At 67.1% G+C, this 23,110-nt stretch carries 19 protein-coding genes and 2 pseudogenes; 8 read left to right on the top strand and 13 right to left on the bottom strand.

Features of this window, described 5'->3' with window-relative positions:
- The first annotated feature begins 27 nt into the window (after positions 1 to 27).
- Together M2266_RS16960 and M2266_RS16955 are read left to right on the top strand one after the other, a co-directional pair.
- Positions 28 to 336: a transposase gene (locus M2266_RS16960; RefSeq protein ID WP_277438944.1), complete on the top strand. Its 309-nt coding sequence runs from the start codon at positions 28 to 30 to the stop codon at positions 334 to 336.
- Positions 333 to 1,250: an IS3 family transposase gene (locus M2266_RS16955; protein ID WP_277438943.1), complete on the top strand. Its 918-nt coding sequence runs from the start codon at positions 333 to 335 to the stop codon at positions 1,248 to 1,250. The genes M2266_RS16960 and M2266_RS16955 overlap by 4 nt, the downstream gene beginning before the upstream one ends.
- Here the strand turns inward: M2266_RS16955 and M2266_RS16950 are convergent.
- The 4 genes from M2266_RS16950 to M2266_RS16935 all read right to left on the bottom strand — a co-directional run bounded on the left by M2266_RS16950 (position 1,184) and on the right by M2266_RS16935 (position 6,839).
- On the bottom strand, positions 1,184 to 2,161 hold the full coding sequence (locus tag M2266_RS16950; protein ID WP_277438942.1) for a DUF3962 domain-containing protein: 978 nt from the start codon (positions 2,159 to 2,161) through the stop codon (positions 1,184 to 1,186). The genes M2266_RS16955 and M2266_RS16950 overlap by 67 nt on opposite strands.
- A gap of 171 nt (positions 2,162 to 2,332) precedes the next feature.
- On the bottom strand, positions 2,333 to 3,013 hold the full coding sequence (locus M2266_RS16945; protein ID WP_277438941.1) for a hypothetical protein: 681 nt from the start codon (positions 3,011 to 3,013) through the stop codon (positions 2,333 to 2,335).
- Positions 3,014 to 3,021: 8 nt separating this feature from the next.
- Entirely contained in the window at positions 3,022 to 5,634 is a 2,613-nt protein-coding gene (locus M2266_RS16940) for a hypothetical protein (protein ID WP_277438940.1), read from the bottom strand.
- Complete coding sequence (locus tag M2266_RS16935) at positions 5,631 to 6,839, bottom strand: hypothetical protein (RefSeq protein WP_277438939.1); 1,209 nt, start codon at positions 6,837 to 6,839, stop codon at positions 5,631 to 5,633. The genes M2266_RS16940 and M2266_RS16935 overlap by 4 nt, the downstream gene beginning before the upstream one ends.
- Before the next feature lie 435 nt (positions 6,840 to 7,274).
- Here M2266_RS16935 and M2266_RS16930 point away from each other — a divergent pair, with 435 nt between their 5' ends.
- Positions 7,275 to 8,630 (top strand): IS110 family transposase, encoded by a 1,356-nt coding sequence (locus M2266_RS16930; protein ID WP_277438938.1) that lies wholly within the window; start codon positions 7,275 to 7,277, stop codon positions 8,628 to 8,630.
- A 104-nt stretch (positions 8,631 to 8,734) separates the two neighbouring features.
- Here the strand turns inward: M2266_RS16930 and M2266_RS16925 are convergent, their stop codons facing one another.
- From M2266_RS16925 to M2266_RS16890, 8 genes and pseudogenes are all read right to left on the bottom strand, one after another.
- Positions 8,735 to 9,715, bottom strand: a complete 981-nt coding sequence (locus M2266_RS16925) for an XRE family transcriptional regulator (protein ID WP_277441430.1) — start codon at positions 9,713 to 9,715, stop codon at positions 8,735 to 8,737.
- A gap of 72 nt (positions 9,716 to 9,787) precedes the next feature.
- Positions 9,788 to 9,907: pseudogene (locus tag M2266_RS16920) on the bottom strand (helix-turn-helix transcriptional regulator); the annotation flags it as partial.
- Positions 9,908 to 10,333: 426 nt separating this feature from the next.
- Complete coding sequence (locus tag M2266_RS16915; RefSeq protein WP_277438937.1) at positions 10,334 to 10,714, bottom strand: hypothetical protein; 381 nt, start codon at positions 10,712 to 10,714, stop codon at positions 10,334 to 10,336.
- 113 nt (positions 10,715 to 10,827) lie between these two features.
- Positions 10,828 to 12,567 carry a relaxase/mobilization nuclease domain-containing protein gene (locus M2266_RS16910; protein ID WP_277438936.1) on the bottom strand — a complete coding sequence of 580 codons (1,740 nt, stop codon included), beginning with the start codon at positions 12,565 to 12,567 and terminating at the stop codon, positions 10,828 to 10,830.
- Positions 12,564 to 12,851: a mobilization protein gene (locus M2266_RS16905; RefSeq protein ID WP_277438935.1), complete on the bottom strand. Its 288-nt coding sequence runs from the start codon at positions 12,849 to 12,851 to the stop codon at positions 12,564 to 12,566. Before M2266_RS16905 ends, M2266_RS16910 begins: the two co-directional genes overlap by 4 nt.
- 534 nt (positions 12,852 to 13,385) lie before the next feature.
- Positions 13,386 to 14,681, bottom strand: coding sequence for a hypothetical protein (locus M2266_RS16900; protein ID WP_277438934.1), 1,296 nt, complete (start codon positions 14,679 to 14,681; stop codon positions 13,386 to 13,388).
- A 95-nt stretch (positions 14,682 to 14,776) separates the two neighbouring features.
- Positions 14,777 to 15,475 carry an ATP-binding protein gene (locus M2266_RS16895; protein WP_277438933.1) on the bottom strand — a complete coding sequence of 233 codons (699 nt, stop codon included), beginning with the start codon at positions 15,473 to 15,475 and terminating at the stop codon, positions 14,777 to 14,779.
- Positions 15,472 to 16,389: a hypothetical protein gene (locus M2266_RS16890; RefSeq protein ID WP_277438932.1), complete on the bottom strand. Its 918-nt coding sequence runs from the start codon at positions 16,387 to 16,389 to the stop codon at positions 15,472 to 15,474. Before M2266_RS16890 ends, M2266_RS16895 begins: the two co-directional genes overlap by 4 nt.
- Before the next feature lie 616 nt (positions 16,390 to 17,005).
- On the opposite strand from M2266_RS16890, the gene M2266_RS16885 reads away from it, so the two are divergent.
- The 3 genes from M2266_RS16885 (at position 17,006) to M2266_RS16875 (ending at position 19,355) form a co-directional block, all read left to right on the top strand.
- Positions 17,006 to 17,275, top strand: coding sequence for a helix-turn-helix transcriptional regulator (locus tag M2266_RS16885; protein ID WP_164607290.1), 270 nt, complete (start codon positions 17,006 to 17,008; stop codon positions 17,273 to 17,275).
- Positions 17,276 to 17,459: 184 nt separating this feature from the next.
- Complete coding sequence (locus tag M2266_RS16880; RefSeq protein WP_277438931.1) at positions 17,460 to 17,810, top strand: helix-turn-helix domain-containing protein; 351 nt, start codon at positions 17,460 to 17,462, stop codon at positions 17,808 to 17,810.
- A gap of 30 nt (positions 17,811 to 17,840) precedes the next feature.
- Positions 17,841 to 19,355 (top strand): LacI family DNA-binding transcriptional regulator, encoded by a 1,515-nt coding sequence (locus M2266_RS16875; protein WP_277438930.1) that lies wholly within the window; start codon positions 17,841 to 17,843, stop codon positions 19,353 to 19,355.
- A 67-nt stretch (positions 19,356 to 19,422) separates the two neighbouring features.
- On the opposite strand, the gene M2266_RS16870 is transcribed toward M2266_RS16875, so the two are convergent.
- Positions 19,423 to 20,769, bottom strand: a complete 1,347-nt coding sequence (locus tag M2266_RS16870; protein WP_277438929.1) for a hypothetical protein — start codon at positions 20,767 to 20,769, stop codon at positions 19,423 to 19,425.
- 317 nt (positions 20,770 to 21,086) lie between these two features.
- On the opposite strand from M2266_RS16870, the pseudogene M2266_RS32360 reads away from it, so the two are divergent.
- Positions 21,087 to 21,864 (top strand): annotated as a pseudogene (locus M2266_RS32360) (restriction endonuclease).
- A gap of 62 nt (positions 21,865 to 21,926) precedes the next feature.
- On the top strand, positions 21,927 to 22,769 hold the full coding sequence (locus tag M2266_RS16860) for a PE-PGRS family protein (RefSeq protein ID WP_277438928.1): 843 nt from the start codon (positions 21,927 to 21,929) through the stop codon (positions 22,767 to 22,769).
- Positions 22,770 to 23,110: the final 341 nt, after the last annotated feature.

The following is a 23,110-nucleotide window of genomic DNA, read 5'->3' as shown; positions in this document are numbered from 1 at the left end:
ATGGTTCTCATGAGAGGAACATCTACCATGGCCGCCCCCAGGAAATACTCGCTGGAGTTGCGTGAGCGTGCGGTGCGGATGTATCGCACCACCGAGCCGAAGCCGCAGATCAAGAAGCTCGCCATCGACCTCGGCGTGCATCCCGAGGCCCTCCGCGGCTGGATCCGCCAGGCCGAGGCCGACCACGGTGAGCGCGATGACCGCCTCACCACAGACGAACGCACCGAGCTCGCCGCCCTGCGCAAGGAGAACGCCCAGCTCAAGCGGGCGAACGAGGTCTTGCGGACGGCCTCGGCGTTTTTCGCGGCGCAACTCGACCCGACCCGGCCCAGGTGACCGCGCTCGTCGACGAGCACCCCCACCTGGGAGTCGAGTGCGTACTTCGGGAACTGCACCTTGCCTCCTCCACCTTCTACCGCCGGCGCCGTGCCGAGCGCGAGCCGTGCGAACGACTCCGCCGGGACGTCGAGCTGACCGGGCAGATCCGGCAGATCCACGCGGACTCACGTGGGATCTACGGCTCTCCGCGCGTGCACGCCGTCCTCAAACGTGAAGGCGTCCGTGTCGGCCGCAAACGGGTCGAACGCCTGATGCGGGAGGCCGATCTGGCGGGCGTCAGCCCGCGCCGGAAGGGCTTCACGCGCCGCGATCCCCAGGCGACGCTCGCCCCGGATCTGGTCAACCGCGACTTCACCGCGCCGGCGCCGAACCGGTTGTGGGTCACCGACCTGACGATGATCACCACCGCCGAGGGCCCACTGTGGCTCTCCGCGATCCGCGACGCCTTCTCACGCCGGGTGGTGGCCTGGGAGACCTCCGCCCGCGCGGACGCCGACCTGGTGCTGTCCAGTCTGGAGTACGCCCTCGCGTCCCGCGAGGTCGAGCCCGGCACGCTCGTTCATCACGCCGACCACGGCTGTCAATACACATCCATTAAGCTCACAACTCGCTTGGTGCGAGCGGGAATTGAGGCATCCATGGGGTCGGTCGGGGACTCCTACGATAACGCCCTCGCGGAAAATCTGTGGATGCTGATCAAGACCGAGTGCGTCCGCGGACGCGTCTTCGCGACCAGAGCCGAGGCGAACCTCGCGCTCTTCGAGTACATCGACGGCTTCTACAACAGCCGACGCATCCAGAAACGGCTCGGCTACCTCAGCCCGATCGAGTTCGAGGAGAAGCACTACGCCGAACAGGCAACGGCCGAACGAGCGAACCTGAAACCCCGCCAACCCGCTCTGACCAGCTGATCAGCACCTCCCGCACAGCGGGGGAACCTCAACACGGACATGAGTGGCCTGCCTGTTCCCTGGTCCACGAGAACGGTGCGAGCGTGGATCACCGTGTTGTTGACGCGCCGGATGTGGACGTCGAGATTCAGAACGGGATTCGGCTCGGCCGTATAGGTGGCCATCTTTACCGATAGGCGGGACAGCGCGTACTGGACCTGGCTGCGGGTGGGGTTCTCGGGACGGGTCTTGGCCGCTTCACCAAGGTCGACCGGGTGAGCAAGGTCGGCGAAGACAGGCCCGATGGGCTGGTCCCAGGCGATCAGCTCGCCGGTGCTGGTCGGCCTGTACTGTACTGCCGCGACGTTTTTGGAGGGCCGCCAGTCGGCGGTCCGCTCTTTAATTTCACCGTTCGCCGCCTCGTACGACTCAAGGACTGGCTCCACCTCCTGGTCGAGGAAGGGCTTGGAAGCCAGCATCTTGGCCATGTGCCATTTCACCGCCTCATAGGCCCAGCTGTCCGGGCTGGCAGGTTTGCCGTCTTCCGGCTGGAGAATGTTCTCCGCAAGGCAGTGGCGCCGGGGAGTGGCGTCGGCTACCAGTCGGGCCAGGGTGGGCTGGTCCATGAACGGGATCTCGTCCAGCGGGACCTTTCGGATGATGCCTTCCAGGTAGGTGAAGACCTTCCTGAGGATCTCGGGCTCCACGGGATTGAGTGTCACCATGAAGGCCATGTACTTGTCCAGGTGGACGTAGCCATCGGTGATCTGCTGGAGCACGGTGACAGCGATGGAATAGGGAATCAGGAACGGGTCGGACTCCTGACCGTCCCTGGTCCGTTTTCCGTTTCTTGCTGCAGTGCTTCCCAGCTCTCGCCAGGCCCTGCGGATCGGCGAGTGGTAGTCGCCGAAGTCCCAGACCAGGGCGGTCATGCCGTCCAGGAGTTCTGAGGTGCACCGGATCGATGTCGTGTGTGCGGTGAGATCCCGCTGCGTGTTGCTTCGCCCCATGAGCAGGGGTACCTCGTCTCTCGGTCTCTCCTAATAGGGAGAGGAATACGGGTCTGCTTCCACTACAGCAAGGCGGAGGCGGACATGGGCAGTTCAGAGCATCTCCTGGTCCAGCCCCGCATAGGTCAGGAATGCCTGAAGTGCTTGACCGTAGAGCTCATTCATGATAATTCGCTGCTCCGGAGTCCAGTCATAGTAGATCTGCTTGATAATCGAGGCCAGGTCAGAGCTGAACTTCTTGTCATGGATGGAGTGGTCCACGATGTGGAGGGTCATGTCGGTCTCGCCCCGCCGGGCGCGGCCGGCGAGCTGGATGAGCAGGACGAGCATGCCTGCCACGAGTTCCTTGCGTAGGTCGTGGTCCATGTTGGAGAACCGGGCGGGGGAGCGGAGGATCTTGGTGAGTTGTTTCCAGGAGGCTTCGCTCGCTGTGCGCAGGACGGCCAGGGGCTCGTCACTGCCGCCGACGGGAAGGGTGTTGAAGCCGGAGGCGTTGACGCTTGCGTGGAGCCAGTTGGTGTCCTCGATGCTGAGGACGGGCCGGACACACAGGTAGATGTCGCGGACCGCCGAACGCGTGCCGACGACGATGTTCAGGCCCCTCCCGATCACGGCCAGAGGGGCAATGAGAATCTCTCCCCGATCTGGAAAGTCCTTGAGTTCTTCGCGGACCATCCGGTCCACGTGAGCGGGCAGGTGTTCCTCGTAGCGCTGTTTCTCCGCCTTCTTCACAAGGAGGCAGATCCGGTGGTTCAGCCCGTCCGCCTGCGCCACTCCAGAGGCTAGGTGCGCCGCTTGCTCGTACGAGTTGACGGCGAGGATGACGCGGGGGCCCGTTCCGGTTCCCGCTCCTTCAGGTGAGCCAGGCGCTTGGCGAGCTGCTGCTCGTACAGACCCCTGCCAAGATCGCGGAGTGCCTTGGGTTTCAGCTCCTGCGGGAGCCCTCCGACTCTCATGGCGTCCCCGTTGTTTCCCCGCACTGGGGTGGCGACGGTGACGATGGACTCGGGGCGAGTATCGGGAAGCCACCAGCGGACCGGGGCATGGATGTGTTCTTTTACGGCTTGGGGCAGGTATGCGGTGGCGGACAGACCCATGACCGGGCGCTGTACGCCGGCGGTCAGCAGAGCGGTGAGGCCACCGAGTTCGCTGACGAAGGTATGGGGGTCGCCGCCGAAGGAGCGGGACAGGAGCTCCGCTTCCTTCTCCTTGTTGTCCATTCCTTTCACCTGGTAGCCGTGGATGGAGCGGCCCAGCATGGCCAGGGGATAGAGGGTGGCGACCGTCTTGTTCCGCATGGTTTCGAGGATCTTGCGAACCGATCCCAGGTCGAGGTATCGCAGGGTCTGCGCCTGCATGCGCAGCTCGTCCAGCGCACCATCGAGCTCTCGGAGCACGGTGCGGGTGACCAACAGGTTTACCACGGCGGCTTGCCGATGCGCGTCGGGCACGAGATCGCGTAGGAGGGTGCGCATCGCGTCGCGGGTATCGGTGAGATGGTCTTGACCGCGCTGTGCGGTGAGGGTGGTCAGGGCTGTTTCGACGGCGTCCCAGTCGGCTCCTTCGGGAAGGTCGATTGCTTCATCGGGTTCGGAGTCGTACCAGGGGGCGGGCATGATCTCGTCGAGGAAGGCGAACAGCTCAGGTGAAACTTGCTCGCCCGCGGTCTGGTCGGGGAACAGGAGCTGCAGGATTTCGCGGTCCCTTGAACGGGCCAGGCGCCAGCCGGTGTTGTCGCGGCTCGCGCCGTCGGGGCTGTCCGCCTCGTTTCCCGGGTTCAGCTTCAGCCCGCTTCCGGAGCACAGCCACAGCAGCAGCATCTCGGCCATGAGCCGGGCGTGGCTGACCGGCGCTACGAGCCCCATCTCATGAACGACGGGAAGATTCTTGGCATCGGAGTCGATCTCCCGCAGCGCGGTCACCCGCTTCCGTGAGGCCAGAGTGATTTCCGACGTGCAGCTGCTGATGGCGGTCGTCTGGAAAGCGTCGATCTCATCGATCACGAGCGCATCACAGGCTCGCAGCGTCATCTCCAGGACGCTGATGCCCCTAGTCCCGCGTGCCTTACCACGGAACTCCTGCCCGTCCAGGACGACGCCGATGCGTGTCTGACCTTCCAGCAGGTTGGCGTGGTTGGTGACAATGATGGCCGCGTCGGCGGCCTGGTAGAACTGCTGGAACTTACCGCACACCGGGGCGAAGGAGCAGGTGAGCCGTGTGGACCCCGTGGCTGCGGAAGTCAGCGAGGTGCAGTTCTCCTCACCGTACGGATACAGGGTTGGCGGGTCCATCAATGCCCGCTGCGCGCATCCGGTCGACAGAAGCCCGATGTCGGTCCTGGCACGCCGGTCCCACTCGTCGATCTGCGTGGAGGAGCCAAGGGCTGCGTAGTCCATGGCCCGGCGGTGCATGCTCGACGGAGACAGCAGCGGAGTGCAGTGAGCGGGCTCGGGAAGATGCTCTTTCCGGTGCAGGTAGGCCAGGTCGTTATTGATGTCCCAGGCCATGTCCAAGGTCGCGCGGACATCGGTGACGGCGAGTGCAATTCGCCGGTCGTTCATCGCCGCCCAGGATGCCAGGACCCGCACCAGGACCGTCTTGCCGCTCCCGGTGGGGGCGTTGAGGACCTGTAGGTCTCCGCTCGTCAGGTTGAGTTCTGTCAGGGCGCCGTCGGCGGTCTTCATGCTCTCGAAGAAGCGCTTGAGTACGCGATAGAGGTAGGCGACGCTCTTGTCCTGCCCGCTGAGGATCTTGGCGACGACCAAAAGTTGCTTGACCGTCGGCGTGACCTCGTCGCGCTGCGGACGGGTGTGCACTTGCGGCAGAACCTCATGGCCCGGTGCTTCGAAGAAGCCGGGAGTCTCCTGGATATAGATTTCCCTGCTGGTCGTTCCATGTTCCTTGCCCAGGTAGGCCGTCCGCGTCTTAAGTGTTCCCGGGCCGGCGAACGCCTGCGCCTTTGGACGCTTGCCGAAGGTGAAGAACGGGCCGGTGACACGCTGCGCGTAGGCGAGGAAGTCCCCTCCCATACGGGGAATCACCGCGTCCGCCAGATGCGGATCTCCGACCGGTAGTCGAAGCGAACCGCCTGACCTGTCTGCAAGGTCGGGATCGGGAGCCAGGGTGCCGAGCAGCGTGAGGATCGCGGCCCTGAGTTTCTTCGCGTCCGTCCATTCTTGAGCCATCAAGATCATCACTTGGCGGATCAGGTTCCGCTCGGCCACGGGCAGGCTTGCCCATCCCGACCATGCCCGCGGCTTGCGGTAGGCGAAGAACGTGGCCTCTTCGAAACCGGCCAGGACGTGCCCCTCGTCGTCCTTGCGGGGAAAGTAGTGCGCGGCCAGCGCGAGTGCTCCTGCCAGGCCGGCTTCCTGCCCGGTCATCTCCCCGCTCACGACCGATCCTCCTTGGTCTGCCTGATGATCATCTCCAGGTAGTCCGTTGCGGTCATCGCTGCCTTCATTTTGTAGGTGCGGCATACTGCGTGGAGTTGGTCCACCTGTTCCTGGCGGTGGTCGGGGACCACCAGGTACTCCGCGCCACCCTGATCGCCGCCGTCCATGTGCAGCTTGCTGACCAGGTAATTCGGCCAGGTGTAGTCCTTGAAGTCGGCAGGAAACCGTGGCTTTTCGCTACCTTCGCCGGTGATCCACAGGTCACACTGATCCCCGTTGGGCCACAGGTGCGACGACCAGGCCGTTCCCTCCAAGGCTGCCGCGGCGGCTCGGTGCAGGGCGAGCTCGGGGAGGCCCGGGATAACCGTGTAGCGCCACACGGGCCGCACCAGTGCGAGGTAGTCCGCAGTTGGCTGCGCTTCCGGCACCTGCGGCACGGCCCCGGTCCATAGGCGCGCGAACCGTCCTGACGGAATCCGGCATTCAAACGTCGGGCTCAGCACTGGCGCTGTCTTCTTCCGAGCGGTCACGACGAACTCGTACGACGCTCCCGTCTCCTCGTGCCAGGGGTACAGGCACCGCACCCTTCCTCGGGTGCGTCCGCCGGTGCGGGAAGCCGCTACCTTCATGGGCCACTTGCAGGCGGGGCAGGGCCACCACCAGCCGTTGTGTTGCGCGTGCTGGGGGATCGGCTTGTAGAAGTCGTTCGACCGGGACGGCAGGTTGAGTTGCGCGAGGTTGCCGGTCGGTGCCGTCGGGCTCTCCACCAGTGTGGTGCGGTGCCTCTCGTAGAAGGGGCCCTTGATCGAGCTGAAGACGGCTTCTTGGCTGTACTCGTCGTCCAGCTTCGGCTTCGTCACCTGTCCGGCGAACTTGCCTACCTTCTGGGCGGCCCGCATGACGCGCTGGGCTTCGTGCCGGAAGTCGAACCCCTCCTCGGTGGCCACGCCCTCACTGTCCATGAGGCGTACGCCCGCGAGGGCCTTGCCGTCGATCCAGTCGGGCAGCAGCCCCTCCAGGGAGCCGGCCCGGTCGCCGGTAAGCCTGCCCATCAGTTCCTCGAACCGGATCAGGTGCCCCGGACCGCAGGCAGCCATCAGGATGCCGTGGGCCTCCATGAGACGGTCGAGCCGTCTGGGCCCGTCCAGTTCCTCGTTGGCCATCGCGTGCTCACACACGGCGAACGCCTTGACGATCTCCAGCAACGAGTGAGTCTGCTGAATGTCTGTTGTGTCCTCAGCTTGCTTCACGGGCGCGGACCCTACTGCAGGGCACTGACATTGATACTCGTAGCGGGTTCCGGTGGTCGTGGCTCGGGCACTGACTGACGCTCTGCTGGGCTGTCCTCCTGTTGTTCTGTCCGGTTGCCGGGACCCGTTCTCATGGCTCCGGCCGGGCGGAACATGACCTGATAGGAGTCGACCGTTCACCTGCGGTGACGCCCCGCGGGCGTGAAAATCGGTACAGGGGCTGTCCGCCGACGCCGCTTGATGTTTGGGCTGTGAGCCCGCATAGGAGTCTGGTGAGGGAGCCGTCCGAGGGGCCGCACACTGTCGCTTTGAGCACGCCGATCAGCTTTTCCGTTCCCCTCTGGCTCCCCGGGCAGCCCCTGCCCGCACCATCGCAACAGGGAGCATGTCATGGAGGAGTTGAGAGAAGACCACGACGACGGAACGGTCGCACGGGTCGCGGCGATCGACATCGCCAAGGCATCCGGGATGGTTTGCCTGCGCGTCCCGCACGACACCATCGAGGGCCGGCGCATCCAGCAGGTCTGGAACGTCGCCTCGACCACCAACTCGATCCTCGAGCTCGGCGACCGGCTGGTCTGCCAGGGCGTCGAGCGGGTCGTCATGGAAGCGACGGGCTCGTACTGGCGCCCATTCTTCTACCTGCTGGAGTCCCGCGGGCTGGACTGCTGGCTCGTCAACGCGCGCGATGTGAAGAACGTCCCCGGCCGCCCCAAGACCGACAAGTTGGACGCGGTCTGGCTGGCCAAGCTCGCCGAACGCGGCATGGTCCGACCCTCGTTCGTCCCGCCCAAGCCGGTCCGGCAACTACGGGACCTCACTCGCACTCGCACGGTGTTCATCCAGGAACGCACCCGACACAAGCACCGCGTGGACAAGGCCCTGCAGGACGCGCAGATCAAACTGTCCGACGTCGTCTCGGACCTGTTCGGCCTGTCCGGGCGGGCCATGCTCGATGCCCTGGCCGCCGGCGAACGCAACCCCAGAGCCCTGGCGGATCTCGCCAAAGGGAGCCTGGTGAAGAAGAAGCCGGCCCTGGCCGAAGCGCTCACCGGGCAGTTCGAGGACCACCATGGCCGACTGCTGGGCGTGCTTCTGGGCACCGTCGACCACCTCACCACGCAGGTCAGGGAGCTCGACCGGCTGATCGCCGACCTCATGGAACAGACCACGGCCTCGCACGACGGCCCGGGAACCGCACCGCCCCACACCGACGACACCGGCAGTCCTGCCCGCGGCGATGCGACCGCGCAGGAACTGGCCGAGCATCTGGACGCGGTCCCCGGCATCGGGCCGGCCACAGCCCAGATCATCCTCGCAGAGATCGGCCTGGACATGAGCCGCTTCCCCACCCCAGAACACCTGGTCTCGTGGGCGAAGCTGTGTCCCCGCACGATCCAGTCCGGAGCAAAGAACACCGCCGGCCCGGCCGGCAAGGGCAACCCATGGCTCAAGGGCGCCCTCGGCGAGGCCGCCAACGCCGCCGCCCGCACCAACACCTTCCTCGGCGCCCGCTACCGGCGCATCGTCAAACGCCGAGGCCACGCCAAGGCCCTGGTCGCCGTCGCCCGCTCGATACTCGTCATCGCCTGGCACCTGATCAACGACCCCGACGCCCGATACCAGGAGCTCGGCACCGACTGGCACCAACGCCATCTCAACCCCGCCCGCAAGACCCGCGACCTCGTCCGCCAACTCCAGGCCCTCGGCCACCAGGTCACGCTCGCCCCCACGGCCTTAGCCTGACCCCACCCAGTCCGCAGAGAGACCGTCCGGCTCCGCCGCACGGCGCTACCACCTGCCCACGGGAGCGTGGATTTTCCGTTCAGCATCAATGGCCCCGAGAACGCTTAGCCAGAACTCTCGCCGACGCCCTCGGTACCGATTCCGGGATACAGGCTCCGGTAGGCGTCAAGATGATCGGCGATGTGGCGCTGCCCCGAATCCGTAAGGAACCACCGGTACGGCCCGTGAGTCACTCCGTCGGGATGCCGCAACACAATGAAGCCCCGGCTTGGGCTCCGTCCGTCAGGGCTTTGCCCCACCGCCAGGTAATGCGGCCCACGCCCGGCGAGACTGCCGTCTACCCCCTGCGTACCAGCGCCCGCGACACGGACCACGATCTTCCAGAGCCACAACGACAACAAGGGCGCGGGCGGTCCCATCTCGCGGGGAACACCAAGCGCCGTGCGGACCACCGCTCGCCCGGGACGGGTCATCTCCACCCGGGTACGAGGCAAGTCCCCGAGCCCGTCGACATAGACGCGGTCTCGGTACACAAAGATCAGACCGCGCCGCTCCAAAGCTGCCACGGAAGACCCGGCACCGGGATCGTGCACCCCAGCATCGCGTAGCCGCTCCTGGATGCGGGTGTAACCGACTGCATCGGAGGAGGCAGAAAGCGCCAACGTCATGCGCCGCCATTCGTTTGCCGGCCGTCGCTCCGCACCCAGATGGCGGGCGTGGCGCTGTTCTTCCTCCGTTTCCTGGTCCTGTTGAAAAATGCAGGTCAGATAAGTTCGCTGCCGGTCGTTGAGAGAACTCCAGGCGTCCAGCGATTTGCCAGACGGCTGACGGGCGCGTCGGACAGGAAGCAGCGGAAGCGGATCTTCCGTACGGCTGCGGCGCCAGGCATCCATCACCACCCGGTCGGGAATCCGATAGACCTGGGCGAGCATGCGCGCCACCCGCCCAAGGGTCTCCGGGGACCCCCATGCCCAGCCGCGCACACGCCTGCCACGTTCCAGATCGCGGATCTTCTCTGCGTCGATATGCAGGCCCCGTGCACCCCGCTTGCTTCGTAGAACTGCGGCGACCTCTTCGGTGCTCATGCCCGCGTCGCGGCGCAAGTCGGACAGGCTCTCAGTACCGGGGTCGCGGCCTGTCAAGACCTGCGCATCGCACTGCAGGACTTTCAGGAGCCGACCGAAAGCCCGGTCCCCGACGGCCCGTGTTCCTGCCTCCCAGTGACGTACGGCACGCGGAGTGACTCCCACAGCTGCGGCCAACTCTTCAACGCTCATGTCTCTGAACAAGCGCTGATGCTCCAGGGCCTGGGTACGTAGGGACTGCGCCATACCAGAAGCAAAACGCAGTGAACAGTTCACCGCAACTGCTCTGACCGCCAACCTTGGACGGCGGCTGCTGATGGGCCCTAAAAATGGGCGACGAGCCCATAAACCGCCCGCCTGGGACCACCGTGCCCCACGCCAGGAAGCCGGGCCTCCCCTATGGGAGGCCCGGCTTCGTACTGATCAGGCTGGATACAGCATCCAGTACTGGCACGCTCCCGCTCCGGCAATCAAAAGTCCGCTACAGACCGGAGCTGCCAGATGGCACCGCTGGGAGATGGCGCTTATTTGATCTTCCCTGGCCACGATCGCCGGGACCGGGAACCTCTCCGGCCCCGGTCACCCCCTCGTTGGGCCAATATGTGACGTGGCCCTTCACTAAAAGGTGTAGGGGGTGAAGGGACGCACCGGTTCCATCTGGAGGGCGAGCAAGCGATCGAACTCGACCCGTTCGTCCTGGCTCATAAGCTCGACGGCGTTGCCCAAGGTCTTCTTAGCGAGCTGGTTCATGAACGGAGCGAGGAACCGGTTCATGACTTCTGGGGCGTCGTACACTCCCCGCTTGTACTCCATGTAGCGCTCGAACTGCGCATGGAACTCGAAGAATTCTTCGCGGTTTGCGTGGAAGGCGGTGGTCTGTTCCTCGTTGCTGAACGGTCGCCCGTCGCTGTGGGACCAGGTACGGGTGTCCTTTCGGTACGTGAAGTCCGAGTCGCAGAGAAGGGCGACGACGGAGGGGTTTACTTCTAGTTCGGTCATAGGGGTGTGCGGCTCCTTGTGGGATCGGTTGGTTGGGGTACATCAATCGTCTGGAGAATCGCCGGTTGGGCTAACCGGCGATCGTCTGCTATGTTGCGCCCGCCTCCCCGGGGTCAGTGCCGACGGCTGGAGTGGCTCGACGCCCTGGCGACCGGTGATGCGGCGGGTGCTGCGGCCGGGGTGCGCCGGCTGCCTCGGGTGGGTGTGGGCTGCGGGTTTTCGGGTGCGGCGGGCAGGTGAGCGGTGGCGCGCAGGCGCCAGACGAGGACGTCGCTGATGGAGGTAGCGGTGCCGAGCTCGCGTCGTTGGGTGGCGTCGGCGAGCAGGGACGCCGGGTCGTGTCCCGCTTGTTGGGCGTCGGCGAGGGTGGCGGCCAGAGCGGGCCAGCCGGGCTCGGCCTGGATGCGTTCGGCGAGCTCTGGCAGAGCTTGGTGCAGGAGGTCGGCTTGCCGTTGCCGGACACGTGGTGCCTGACGCTGGCCTCGCCGGCGGAGGGTGGCCATGGGGTGGGCCGCGGCAGCCTGGTAGGCGGCACGCAGGTGTTCGGCGGTTTGCTGGGCCGCGGCGGCCTGCTGATGGTGGTGCCTTTTGGCGTGCCAGTTCGCCACGGTGATGGCGAGGAAGACGGCCATGTCGATGACCATGGCGGTGGTGGCGCCGTCCTCGCCGTGACCGAGGGCGGGGCCGCTGTGGACCAGATCGTGGGCGGCCTGGCGAAGGGCGCGGTCGTGCCCGCGTATGGCACGGACGTGGGAGCGGGCGGCCCGTTCGAACGCGGAGGCTGCGTGCTGGAGTTCGGTGCGGGTTTGGGCGGCAGAGCTCTGGGCGAGCGCGTCCAGGATCTCCCCTGTGGCGGCGATCTGCGCTGCTGCTATCCCGTCGTCACCGTGATCAATGATCAGCAGGGCGCGCCAGGTGGCAGCGGTGGCGCGACGTCGGGCGAACGCGGGATGGGTTACGGACGGCAGGGCGGGCTGCGCGGTCTCGGAGCCGCCTTCGGGGACAGCCTGCGCCTGCTGGGTCCAGCGTTCTCGGATGCGGGGCAGGGACAGGTCGGGGGCGAGGGTGGAGCCGGCGTAGAAGACCGGCTCGTTGTCCTTGTTGTGGTCACCGGGCAGTGCGACCTTGTAGCCGAGGAGGTCACCCGACGGTGCGATCCGCTTGCGGATCAGGACACCGCCGGCGGCCAGCCGGTCGAAGAACTCATCCGTGGAGGCCGCGCCGGCTGCTGCGCCGCGCACGGTCTCGCGCAGCTCCTCCCGCACAGTGTGCTCCCGCCCAGCACGTTCGGCTTTGTGGCGTTCGGCGCTGGTGGGGCGTTTGGCTGCGGTGCCGTCGCCGGGCGTGACGCGGTGCAGGCCGTAGTCGGCTTCGATGAGGCGGGCTGCGGCTTGTGCGCGTTGGCCGGAGCGGTGGTGGTCGGGGCGGCGGCCGTCCTCGCGTACGAGGGTGGCGATGATGTGGATGTGGTCGTCGGCATGGCGAACAGCGGCCCATCGGCACCCGGCGCTGTCTGCGCTGCCGGGGTCGATGCCGGTGGCGGCCACGATGCGGCGGGCGATGTCGGCCCACTCCTCGTCGCGGAGGATGCGGTCGGTGCCTGCGGCTCGCACGGAGCAGTGCCACACGTGCTGCTCGGGCCGCTGGTCTTCTCCGAGCAGGTGCAGGGGCTGGTCGAGGACCCGCTGGAGGTCTTCATTCGTTGCGGAGGGATCCCGACCGGGATCGGGTGCCATGCCGTCGTAGGAGGCGACCAGGTGCGGGTCGACGTGCTCCTCCCGGGTGCCCTTGCCGTAGAGGTAGTTGAGCAGGCCCCGGGTGTTGCTGCCTTGCTTGTGGATGCGAGGGATCAAGCGGCCTCGCCTTTCGCGCGGGAGATGATCCGCTCGACGGCAGCCTTGGTGGCGGTGGCCGCATGGCGGACGTCAGCGAGGGTCTCCTCGACGTGGGTGGCGTCGCCGCCGGAGTTGAGGGTCTTGGTCATCTGGTTGAGGTTGCTGCCGGCCCAGCCGAGTTTGCGGCCGGTGGCGAACAGTTCGGTGAGGACATCGTGGTCGGCTGCGATGGTGGCGGCGGTGCGGGTCTGGTCGCGGGCGGCGGCCAAGGCGGAGTGCGCGAGGAAACCGGCGATGCTCATGCCGACGGCGTCAGCGCCGGCCTGAATGAGGGCGTGTTCGCGTTCGCTGAGGCGGACGCTCTGGGCGGGACGCTGCTTCTTGTCACGCGGTCGTGATTTCCCCCTGGCCCGGCGCTTGCGCCCGGCCGCGCTTGGCTGCGATCCGCCCTCGGTCGCAGCCTTCCCGTCCGGCGCCCCCTGGCGCTGGTCGGGCCCCGCTACCCCTGGGGCGGGGTCGGGTTCGGACGCTCCCCCGGCGGGGGAGTGTCCGAACCTCCATCTTGCTCCGTCTGAGGCTGGGGTGGGTCGTGTCTCGTTCTGGTGGTGGTCCGGGCTGGTGGTGCACGGATCCTGCATGGAAGGCTCCTGATGGGAGGGGGGAATGAGCGGATCAGGCCGGCGCTTGGGCAGTAACCCCGCGTCCTGCTGGTGCGAGAGGGTGATCGCGGGGGAGTGCTGCGCCGGGCATGGCGGCGTGAACGTGGGGCTGCGGTCAGGCGGAGTCGATGGTCCGCGGATCCCCGTGCCGTCGTTTGTGGCTGACCGGATATCCGGTCAGGCCGTTGGGAGGCTGGTCTGGGCGCCCTGCTCTGCGGCTAGGAGCGCCTTGAGTTCGGTGAGCCGGTCCTCGGAGATGGTGAGGTCGGCCTTCCGGATGGCGTTGCGTAGCACGACGCGGGTGGCCGTTCCGTGCACTGCGACGGCCTCGCGGCCGATGGCGAGCAGCTCGTCCATTTCGGCACCGGGAGGGCGGCCGTAGCGTTGCGCCGCGGGGACGTCTTCCTCGTGGGACGGCTCGGCGGGTGCGGGGGCGGGTGCCCAATCGTGCAGGGGGAGTTGTTTCCGCACGTATCGGTGAGCCACAGACTCGGGGGGAAGGTCGGCACCGAGGTGCTCCGTGGCTTCCTCGGTCTCGGAGGCGTAGTCGGCACCTGGTGGGCTGTGTTGGGGCGTCGTCGGTTCGACATGACGCGTGGTGAGCCCGTCCGGCGTGAAAGCAGTCCAGGGCGATGGCAGTTCGATCGTCGCCAGTGCTGTCGCGTGACGGCGGACGGCGAGCTGTTGCAGCAGCACTTCCCGTTGGCGCTGGTCGATGCCCACCGAAGCCTGGGCGATAGCCCGTGACAGCCGCCGTGCAGTGCGCCGGCCTCGCCAGCTGGCGCGCTGCTTCTCGGTTCGCTCCGCAAGGCAGGCTGCCAGGGCGACAGCTCTGCGGGTGGCTCGGTCGCGGGTGATCTGCGCGGCATCTCGATCGCGTTGGGCGATACCAAGGCGGGAGAGCAGGCGTTCGCGTACTTCGCGGCCGACCCGGGCGAGGACGCTGTGAGAGGTGGCCTCGGGCGTGCGGATGCGCAGTTCGATGCCCATGGCCTGATGCCAGAGCAGCGCGGCCATGACCGGTCCTACGAAGGCCCGTACCGTGCCGCCGGCCGTGCCCGACTCGGCGTACGCGGGGATCACCTGCACAGCGGTGATCACCCAGGTGAGGATGCCGGGCAGGCCGGGGGTCTGTTTGGGGCCCTGGAGGTTCTGCCGCGCGAGCAGCGCCGTGGCGAAGAGGGCGAGTTCGGCGGCGGCGAACATCGCGGTGCGCTCGATGGTTCCGTTCATGTCCAGGTAGTCGGCGGCGAACCGCCAGCTGGTGTCGGCGCTGTAGGCGGTACAGCCGACCGCGGCCAGTGCGGCGACCCTGACGGCGGGCGTTCCGGGCTGTCGCTTGCTGCGGTTTCGGGTAGTGCGTCGGTAGATCAGCAGGCCGACCAGGAGCACCGTGCAGGCGGCCAGGAGGGCGGTAAACGCGAGCGACGTCGGGGTCCAGCGCCCCAGTGCGGGCAGGGGGAATGGCGTCATACAGGGGGTCTCCAGAGGCCCGCCGCGCCGGGTGGGCAGGCGTGGGCGCAGGCGGGCGGTGTGAGGAAGCGGTCAGGCGAGGCGGCGGCGTGCGGTCAGACGCCGGGCTGGCGTCTGCGGTCTGCGCCGGTGAGGACGACGGTCGTGGTCATCTCGGCGAGACGGGAGGCGACGCGGTCGCCGACGGCGTCGCGCAGCGCGGCGGTCGGCAGGTTGGTCGTGATGAGGGTGGGGAGCAGCTCGGTGTAGCGGCGGTTGATCAGCCGGTAGGTGATCTCCTCGGTCCACTCCGACTGTTTGGCTGCGCCGAGGTCGTCCAGGATCAGCAGCGGGCAGGTGCTGAGAGTGGCGAGGTCTCGCTCGGCGTCGTGGCCGGCGCGTGGGCGCAGGCGGGCGTACAGGTCGGCCGTGGTGGCTGCCTCCCACCGCAGTCGCACCCCGGCGGTCAGTAGCGACCGCACCGCGCCGTATGCCTGGTGCGTCTTGCCGGTGCCGGTAGGTCCGGCGATCAGCAGGGATGGTCCGAGCGCGATGCCGCGGGTACCGCTCGGGCCGGGCCGCGCGGCGAGGGTTACCTCGTCGGCCCAGGCGGCGACCTGGTGGTGGTCGGCGAGGGCGTGGCGGTAGCGGGGCGGGATGCGGGCTTCGGCCAGTTCTAGCGCGGTCACCCGCTCCGAGGGGGCCTCGGCGGGTGTGGCGGTTGCGTCGATGCCGCGGTCGGCGAGGATCGTGCCAAGGCGGGCGGCCAGGGTGCTGATGCGCTGCGGTTCGCGGCTGGTGGTGGCTGTGGTCACAGCTGGCCTCCGTAGGCCGCCTCGACGTCAGCTGGCGCTGGATTGGTCCACGCCCGGTGTGGGGCGGCAGCTGCCTGCGGAGCGTTCATGGCCTCATTGACCAGGCTCGGCAGCAGGTGCACGGACAGGCCCTTGGTGCGCATCCGTCGCATCCCGGCGCGGATATGGTCGGGTGCGAGGCCCTCGCCGAGCAGTTTGCCGACCACACGGCCCAGGTGGCCGAGCACGTCGCCGGGCGGCCGGTGTTCGCATGAGGTGACGTATTCGCCGACCAGGCTCTTGGCCGAGACCGAACCCGAGGCAGTCTGGGGCGCGGGGGCGCTTGCGCTCCCCACCGGAGGTGATCCTAGATCCAGGATCCTAGGTCCTAGATCCGGACCCTGAGTCCTCACCGCACCCTCCTGTTGTTGTGGTGAGGGCTCACTGAAATTGCCCTGACCTGCAGCTCCCCTGTTCACGGATGACTCGCTACGTCTTCGGGAGCCCTCAGGCTCTCCTCCGTGAGGGCTCCCGGCCTGTTCGCGGAGGACACCGTGAGCTGACGGGGCAGTCTCGGCTGATCGACCGCCTTGGTGGCGGGGGCAGGCCGGGCAGCGGCTGCCACTGGGCCGGTTGATCCTCTGGTGGCGTGCCCAGGCGACGATGTGCAGGTATCCCTTGCCGTCGGCGCCTTCGTATCGGCAGATCAGACCGGCACCGTCGAGCTGTGTGAGGTCGTCCTCGACTTCCAGCGGGCCGTGCTCGGGGCGCAGGGACCACAGAGCGCCGGCGATGACGGCGGCCTGGTCGCGGAAGCGGCCGTGGTCGTCTGCCTGGGTGAGCAGGCCGAAAAAGGTCCGCTCCGCATGGACGCTCACTTCGGCGAGCGACTCGGAGATGAAGGCTTCCGGCTTAATGGTGCGTATCCGCGCCATGTCTATCGCCCCGCCTTCGTAGGCAGAGCAGGGGAGTTCGGCGACGGGTACGCGACTACGGCCGCGGGGGCTGTAGCTTGTTGTGGCATAGACGGTTCCTCACCCGGTGGCCTTGTGGCCGCCACCGTCTTGATCGTCCCAATTCGGTTGATAAGGGACTTTGAACCCCCGGCGTTGGCCCGCCGGGGGTCTTTCATGTGTTCGACCCCAGGGGTTCCGGGCGTATGGCCAAGACAGCCACACCCTCTCCGCACAAGTCCAGCATTATGCCGAGAAAGCAAACAGCTCTCGGCGAACGCATCGTGCACGGCTTCCCTAAAACGATAGACCCGAATTGGCCGCTGACCTAGAAGCGGCATAAAAGGGGCAATCGGTAAATTGCCCTCTGGAGGGCTTTGATGGGTGCGCGTTTTGGTCGGGCGATGCAGAGTCCCACGTGAGAGGCGTCGCAGACGCCGCGCCATCAACGCCGTTCGAGGTGTTTGGTCAACGGCGGATTCCAGGCTATGTTGCCTCGCTCGCGGGAGTCAGGGGACCGGATCTGACAAAAATGACGCGCAACATAGCAGCAGATCGCCGGTTACCCAAACCGGCAATGCAGAGCTACAACTGACCCATGCCTGAATGCCCTCTGGGAATTGGTCCGGCCGGCGTGCTGACCGCCCGCGCTATTACCCGTGCCCGCACAGCGCGCGGATTCGCCCAGCGCCAGCTGGTCGAACGGGTGACCACGCTCGGCCGCCCCATGACCATCACGATGTTGTCCCGCATCGAACGCACACAGCGCCGCTGCGACGTCGACGACCTCGTCGCCATCGCAGCCGCCCTCGACGTCTCACCGCTCGCTCTGCTCGCCGAGACGAGTTGGCGGAACGAGCCCTCATAGCGCTCCCCGGGTGGGTCAACACCCGGCAGGTGCAACGTACTTCACCCCGCTCCATACCCAAGTGATCAACCGGCGCGTCATAAGTCGCACCGGCGCGCCAGAGAAGGAACTTCCTTGCGCCGAGAGGCCATGCCCCCTGCCCTGTTGCCCTTTCGCCTCCGTACCGCGAAGGAGGCGATCCAGCGTGGCTGAACAGCCAGGCACCGAGATTGCGCTGTCCCGCCTCTACCGCCCCGACGAGGTGGCCGCCGTGCTCGGCTGCTCTGCCTGGTGGGTCAAGGACCGGGCCCGCCGTCGCCAGATCCCCTTTGCTCGCGTGGGCCGTGCTTACCGCTTCACCGCCGGCCATCTCGCCGAGATCATCCGCCTCCACGAGGAGCGACCGACCACTGCTGCACGGCCGCCGGCAGTTGGTGCCCCACCTGCGGTGGCTGCCCGACGGTCCGGCGCACCCGAACCGGCTGCACCATCGCCTCGCCTGCGCGCCAGGCCGCCGCGCCGGTCCAACCGATCCGAATTCGACACCGCCGCATAGGACCCCGAACCGAAGAGGAAGGAAACGCACTTGGGTTTCGCGGAGAAGCGCGGAAGCTACTGGCGTGCCCGATACAAGACCGCTCCCGGCAAGCACCTCACCGTCGTCGACGAGCATGGCAAGGCGATCAAGTTCGCCACCAAGGGTGAGGCCCAACGCTCGGCGGGCGAGGCCGAGAACAAGTACCGACGCGGCGACTGGCGCGACCCCGCACTGGGGCAGGAGACGTTCGGCGAGTACGCGAGCCGCTGGTACGGGGCCCAGGATCTGGCGGCCTCGACCATGCAGAATTACAAGCGCCACATCGAGGAGCACCTCCTCCCCGACTTCGAGGACCATGCGCTCGCCGGCATCCTGCGTTCGGACGTCGACCGGTGGGAGAAGAAGGAAAGGGCCCTGTACGCGGCCTCCAGCGTCAAGACCTGGCGCTCCACGTTCCACCTGATCTTCGAGGACGCGATCGACGAAGGGCTGATCACGTCCAACCCGGCGACCAGGCGACGCGGGCGGGGCAAGCGCGCGGGCCGCTCCCGTGGCCGGGGCCCCGAGAAGGTCGTCACCGATCCGCTCGGCATCCTGCTCATCGCCGAACGGGCTGCCCTGCTGTCCGGCCGCGACGACGAGTTCGTTGCCGTGATCCTCAAGGCGTACACCGGGATGCGCTGGGGCGAGATCGTGGGGCTGGAGACCGAGTTCGCCCGCCCCGGCGCGGTCCGCGTGGAATGGCAGCTGTACGAGCTGGACACGGGTGAGATGGTGCGCTGCCCGCCCAAGGACGACAGCTACCGAACCATCGACGCCCCGCCCTGGTTGTCAGCGCTGGTCGCCAACCACATCGCCCGCGCCAAGCTGACCCCCTGCGCCTGCCACGGCAGGACGTATGTCTTCTGTGGCCACGGTGCGGCGCGCACCGGTGGACACCACGGTGCGAAGCTCGTGGACGTCGCCCGGCGCGCCGATGTCTCCACGGGGACGGTGTCCAACGTTCTCAACCACCCCGATCGCGTGACCCAAGCCACCCGCACCAAGGTGGAGGCGGCTATCGCGGATCTCGGGTTCATACGTGGGGGCGCGGTAGTCGGGCACACCGCGCACTGGCGCCGGAACGGCTTCGCCACCTGGCTCTTCACCCCGGCCGTCTCGGGTTGTTATCCGAAGAAGGCGCCCCAGGAGGCACGACCAGTGCCGTTGGTTGGCGAGCCATGGCCCGGCATCCCGGTCCGGGGGCGCAATGCCTCGGCACGGGCTGACGCGTGCTGGGTCCCGATCGCCAGGGGGCTCACCCCGCACGGTCTCCGCCACTCCCACCGGACCCACATGGAGGACATCGGCACGGAGAAGGTGCTCATGGACGAGCGCATGGGCCACATCGACGGCTCGGTCTCCGCCCGTTACGCCCACGTCACAGCGGGCATGCGCAAGCGGCTGTTGGTCGGCCTCACCGAGCAGTGGGAGGAGGCACTCGACGCCCGGCTGGAGATGAGCCCCCGCTCACCGGTCCGCGTACTCGGCGGACTCCTTCGAGCACGCGCGGCTGTGCATTAGCGGCACGTAGGGTGTTGCGCCCTCGGAGCAGGGCGCAACACCCTGCCGGCCGGTTGTCACGCGTATGTCAGGGCAGCACACGTATCGCGAGCACGGAGCCGTCATGATGGACGGAGACGGGACCGTTCCACTCCGAATCCCACGCGAGGAGAGGCCAGGTCTTCCGAAGGTCATGGACCTCGGTGCGGTACTGCTCCACCCGGCCCGCTGCGAGATGACGGAACAGGTGCTTATCCATTCCAGAGAATGCCTCGACCCGTGTCCTGTTGAGGCGGAAGACATGGTCCGTGCCGACGCAGGGAATGTCGAGGAGGGTCTGATTCGCGTCCTGGGTGCTGTCGGTGGCCGCGTGCGTGAAGCCGGTGAAGTGCCGCTGGCCCTGCCGTTTGGTCAGGTACTGGGCTGTAGCGGCGCTGTCGCCGGCGAAGGCCGTCAGTCCGGCTGCGCCAGTGCGGGCGAGGACCTGCCGGAACCAGGGAAAGTGCTCGGGCTGGACGTGGAAACCGGGCTCGGACTTCGGGGTCGTCTCGCCATCGGCGGGCGGTTGAATGCCCGGAAAGATGTTGTCCTCCTCGGTTCGCTGGTCAAGCCCCGTGCCAGGAGCCGAACCGCTCAGTCGGCCACCGCTTCCCCGTGCCTGCAAGGCGTGCACGGTGAGCGCTCCGTCGGTGGGCAGTTCCGTGCTGAACACGAGGCTCGGAGTCTCATTCCACGCCCCGATGTGGACCGCTTCGACGTGCGCGGAGGCGGACGCAAGCTGGATGTATGAGCTGGCGGCGTTGCTGTGGTTGCCCTTGCAGGCGATCGGGATGACCCGTGACGGTTCTCCGGGCTTCCAGATCTCGGCGAAGAACTGCGGCCGGTAGCGGTATCCCGATCGAGGCCCTGAGTCCCGGCTGGTCAAGGCCCAGCCAGCCCGCAGCGCAGTGTCCGCAGGGACGATCGAGACAGAGTGGTCCGGATAGCGGCGGCTCAGTAACTGCCGGGCCAGGGTCAGGGCGAATCCGGTACTGAGCTCCCCAGACTGGATCGCCTTGTAATAGTCCGCCGTCTCCCGACCCTCCGCAGAGAGGGTCATGAAGGAGTCGATACCGCCGGTCAGAGCCTGGCTGTACTTGAGGCACCCCCAGTGCTCGGCCAGGCCGCGTCCGGCGCCCCGCCGCGACAGGGCAATGGCCTGGCCGAGCGTGTGCAGCACGTCCCAGGGCCTCAACTGGGTCGTCTGCTTCAGGTCTTTCACGGGTATGGGTTGGAGGCCGGGCTTGCGCCGCAGTTGGTCGAGCTCCTTCTCGTCACGTGCCTGATCGTCATCGGCGGCGGCCTCATCCACGCTGCCGACCAGCGCGAGGCTGGAATGGGCCGAGATGTTCGACGGCTGCGTGAGGTCCTTCAGTACATCTCCGGCTGGCTTCAACCTGTTCCCCCAATGGCTCGCACGGTGTTACGCACCGTCGCAAGTTACGTGCTGCAGGAGGGGCGCACACAGGGCGTATACAGGCGCATGACGAACAGCTCCGCTCCCAGAGGAGTGGCGGCCGACCAGCGATCGGCTGACCGATGTCCGCTCGGCGGCCATGCTCTGCCCGTCGTTGAGCGCCGTTAGGGTATGGCTCTCCTGGGCGCTTTCGCCCATGTGGCGGCTCCTCAACTGCCCGCCGCTCTGGCGCCGTCTCCCCCGCGACTGCCCTGCTGCCCGTCGGAGCTTCGAGTGCGTGCTGCAAGAAACAAGCCATGGCCAACGGGCGCTCTTACCAGCATGTGTTGTCTTGCCCAGACTGCTTCTGGGAGACACGGGGAGGACGCGGAGTGGCAGCTCGAAGGAAGCGACGTCGTTCTGCCGCACGGAAACGCCAAGAGACCCGGCTCCAATGGGGAGCAATCGCCGGCATAAGCGTCGTGGCACTGCTCATGCTGTTCTGGTCGGCCGTCTGGCCGTACTTCATTGGTGGGTTGCTCTTCGGCGCGATAGCCGGTGGTGGCTGGTGGCTGTGGAAGACCGACCGGAGCATTCGGGGCGGCGACCGGCGATGGCGCCATGAGAATGCAGTCGAGGCGGGCCGTCGGACGCTCGCCGAGGTCGACGCGATGGAAGGCCCGGAGTTCGAGAACTTCGTGGCTGATCTGTGCCGACGGGATGGCTGCACGGAAGTCCGCCAGGTCGGCCGCTCGCATGACGATGGGGCCGATGTCCGCGGACGACTCCCCGACGGCCGGACCATGGTGATCCAGTGCAAGCGTTACAGCCCGAAACGGAAGATCCAACAGCGAGGTCCGTAACCTCCTGGGCTCCCAAGTGCACTTCGGCGCTGATGTCGCCATCTTCGTGACCACCACCTACTTCAGCGGCCCGGCCGAAAGCTGCGCCGTTCAGAACGGTGTCCTCGCTGTTCACCGCGACCACCTCGGCCTTTGGAACAACGGTGCCGCGCTCCCGTCTCTGAGCGGAGTGAACGGCTCAGGCCAGGGAGATCGTCAACATCGTGCTCGCTGGAAGGAGACGTACGAGTAGCGGAATGACGAGATCTCGTTGATGGGCATCCGGCGGCGCCATCGACCTGGCTCAATAGGGACATGGAAACCGGGGAGTACTGGGCCTATCGGGCGAGACCGAAGGAGCTTGGCGGCGCCCTGCGCCGGGTGGAGATCGTCCGGGTAGGCGCCTCGGGCAGAGCCGGGCGGGTTCACGTGCGGTTCCTGGACGGTGATGAGGCCGGACTGCAGGAGTGGGTGAGCCTCGATTCTCTGGCTGTGCTCTGGACGGACGTCGAGTCGTTCCGGGTGGATGACGCGGCCGAGCTGGCCCTGGTCGAGGTGTCGAGATGGGTTCGGGGCAGCGCCGAGTTCGAGGCGGCCCGGTTGATCTTGGGGTTCGTCCGGCCCAAGGGGCGGGTGCGTTTGCGCAAAGCGGTGGCTGACGCGGGTGTGCTGGAGCTTGGCCGCCTCGACGAGACCGCGCCGCTCGTAGGCATGGACTCCAGCGAGCTACGGGACGATCCCATGGTCTACGAGGACCGCAACGGCTTCTGCACCGTCGGCTGGCCGGTCACCGAGCGGATCGCCCGGCAGGTCGCCCAGCGCCTGGCCGAGAAGATCCTGCCGGAGGTGGACCGGCTGCAGCAGGCCATGGATGAGGAGCGCGCCCAGTCCTCCTGGTATGGACACCGGCGCCGGGACGACCGCAAGCTCGATGCTGAGGCGGCCTCCCTGCGCACGGTCCGGGAATGGTGCGGGGAGGAGAAGGCAGAGCGCTACGACGAGCTAGTCGCCCTCCGCGCTGAGGTGCTGCGACTCGGAGAAGTGGGCGAGCGGGCGGTGAAGGCGCTCCGCGACCGGGGGCATGGTGTCATCGCCTCCACCATTGAGCGCGACCTTGGCGTCCATATCTCCAGCCTTGGTCCTGACGTGCGTCGTTGAAGCCGTCACGCGACCGCTCGGGCTCGCGCTCGGGCTCCGCCCTGGGTGGTGCGGGCTTCGCCGGTGGCTTCACCTTCTCCGGGCGTTGCGGGTGCCAGCCGTCGAGGAACGGCCGCAACTCGTCTCCGGTCGGCTTCGCGTGGAAGTTGCGGGCGCCGAGGCCCCTCCCGTTCAGGGTGGGGTCGAGCCGGTCGGCCTCCGCTTTGCCCCAGGACGACCACTCCCGCAGCCTCTCGGCCTCGAAGTGGTCGCTGGTCTGCGCGGCGGCCGCGTCCAGGGCGGTACAGAAGACCCGGATCTCCCCGGCGGCTCGCCACTGCTCCAGGGCTGTCCCGAAGTGT

The organism is Streptomyces sp. SPB162 (assembly GCF_029504575.1).
Taxonomy (GTDB): domain Bacteria; phylum Actinomycetota; class Actinomycetes; order Streptomycetales; family Streptomycetaceae; genus Actinacidiphila.
Note: the sequence above shows the minus strand (reverse complement) of the source record. Positions and strands in the feature narration are given on the sequence as shown.

What these genes read in the sequence shown, in the direction of transcription:
- M2266_RS16930 (WP_277438938.1), top strand. Translation starts at nt 7,275, where the DNA reads ATGGAGGAGTTGAGAGAAGACCACGACGACGGAACGGTCGCACGGGTC.
- M2266_RS16925 (WP_277441430.1), bottom strand. Translation starts at nt 9,715, where the DNA reads ATGAGCACCGAAGAGGTCGCCGCAGTTCTACGAAGCAAGCGGGGTGCA.
- M2266_RS16915 (WP_277438937.1), bottom strand. Translation starts at nt 10,714, where the DNA reads ATGACCGAACTAGAAGTAAACCCCTCCGTCGTCGCCCTTCTCTGCGAC.
- M2266_RS16950 (WP_277438942.1), bottom strand. Translation starts at nt 2,161, where the DNA reads ATGACCGCCCTGGTCTGGGACTTCGGCGACTACCACTCGCCGATCCGC.
- M2266_RS16885 (WP_164607290.1), top strand. Translation starts at nt 17,006, where the DNA reads ATGCCTGAATGCCCTCTGGGAATTGGTCCGGCCGGCGTGCTGACCGCC.
- M2266_RS16905 (WP_277438935.1), bottom strand. Translation starts at nt 12,851, where the DNA reads ATGAGCATCGCCGGTTTCCTCGCGCACTCCGCCTTGGCCGCCGCCCGC.
- M2266_RS16860 (WP_277438928.1), top strand. Translation starts at nt 21,927, where the DNA reads ATGGAAACCGGGGAGTACTGGGCCTATCGGGCGAGACCGAAGGAGCTT.
- M2266_RS16960 (WP_277438944.1), top strand. Translation starts at nt 28, where the DNA reads ATGGCCGCCCCCAGGAAATACTCGCTGGAGTTGCGTGAGCGTGCGGTG.
- M2266_RS16890 (WP_277438932.1), bottom strand. Translation starts at nt 16,389, where the DNA reads ATGGCGCGGATACGCACCATTAAGCCGGAAGCCTTCATCTCCGAGTCG.
- M2266_RS16900 (WP_277438934.1), bottom strand. Translation starts at nt 14,681, where the DNA reads ATGACGCCATTCCCCCTGCCCGCACTGGGGCGCTGGACCCCGACGTCG.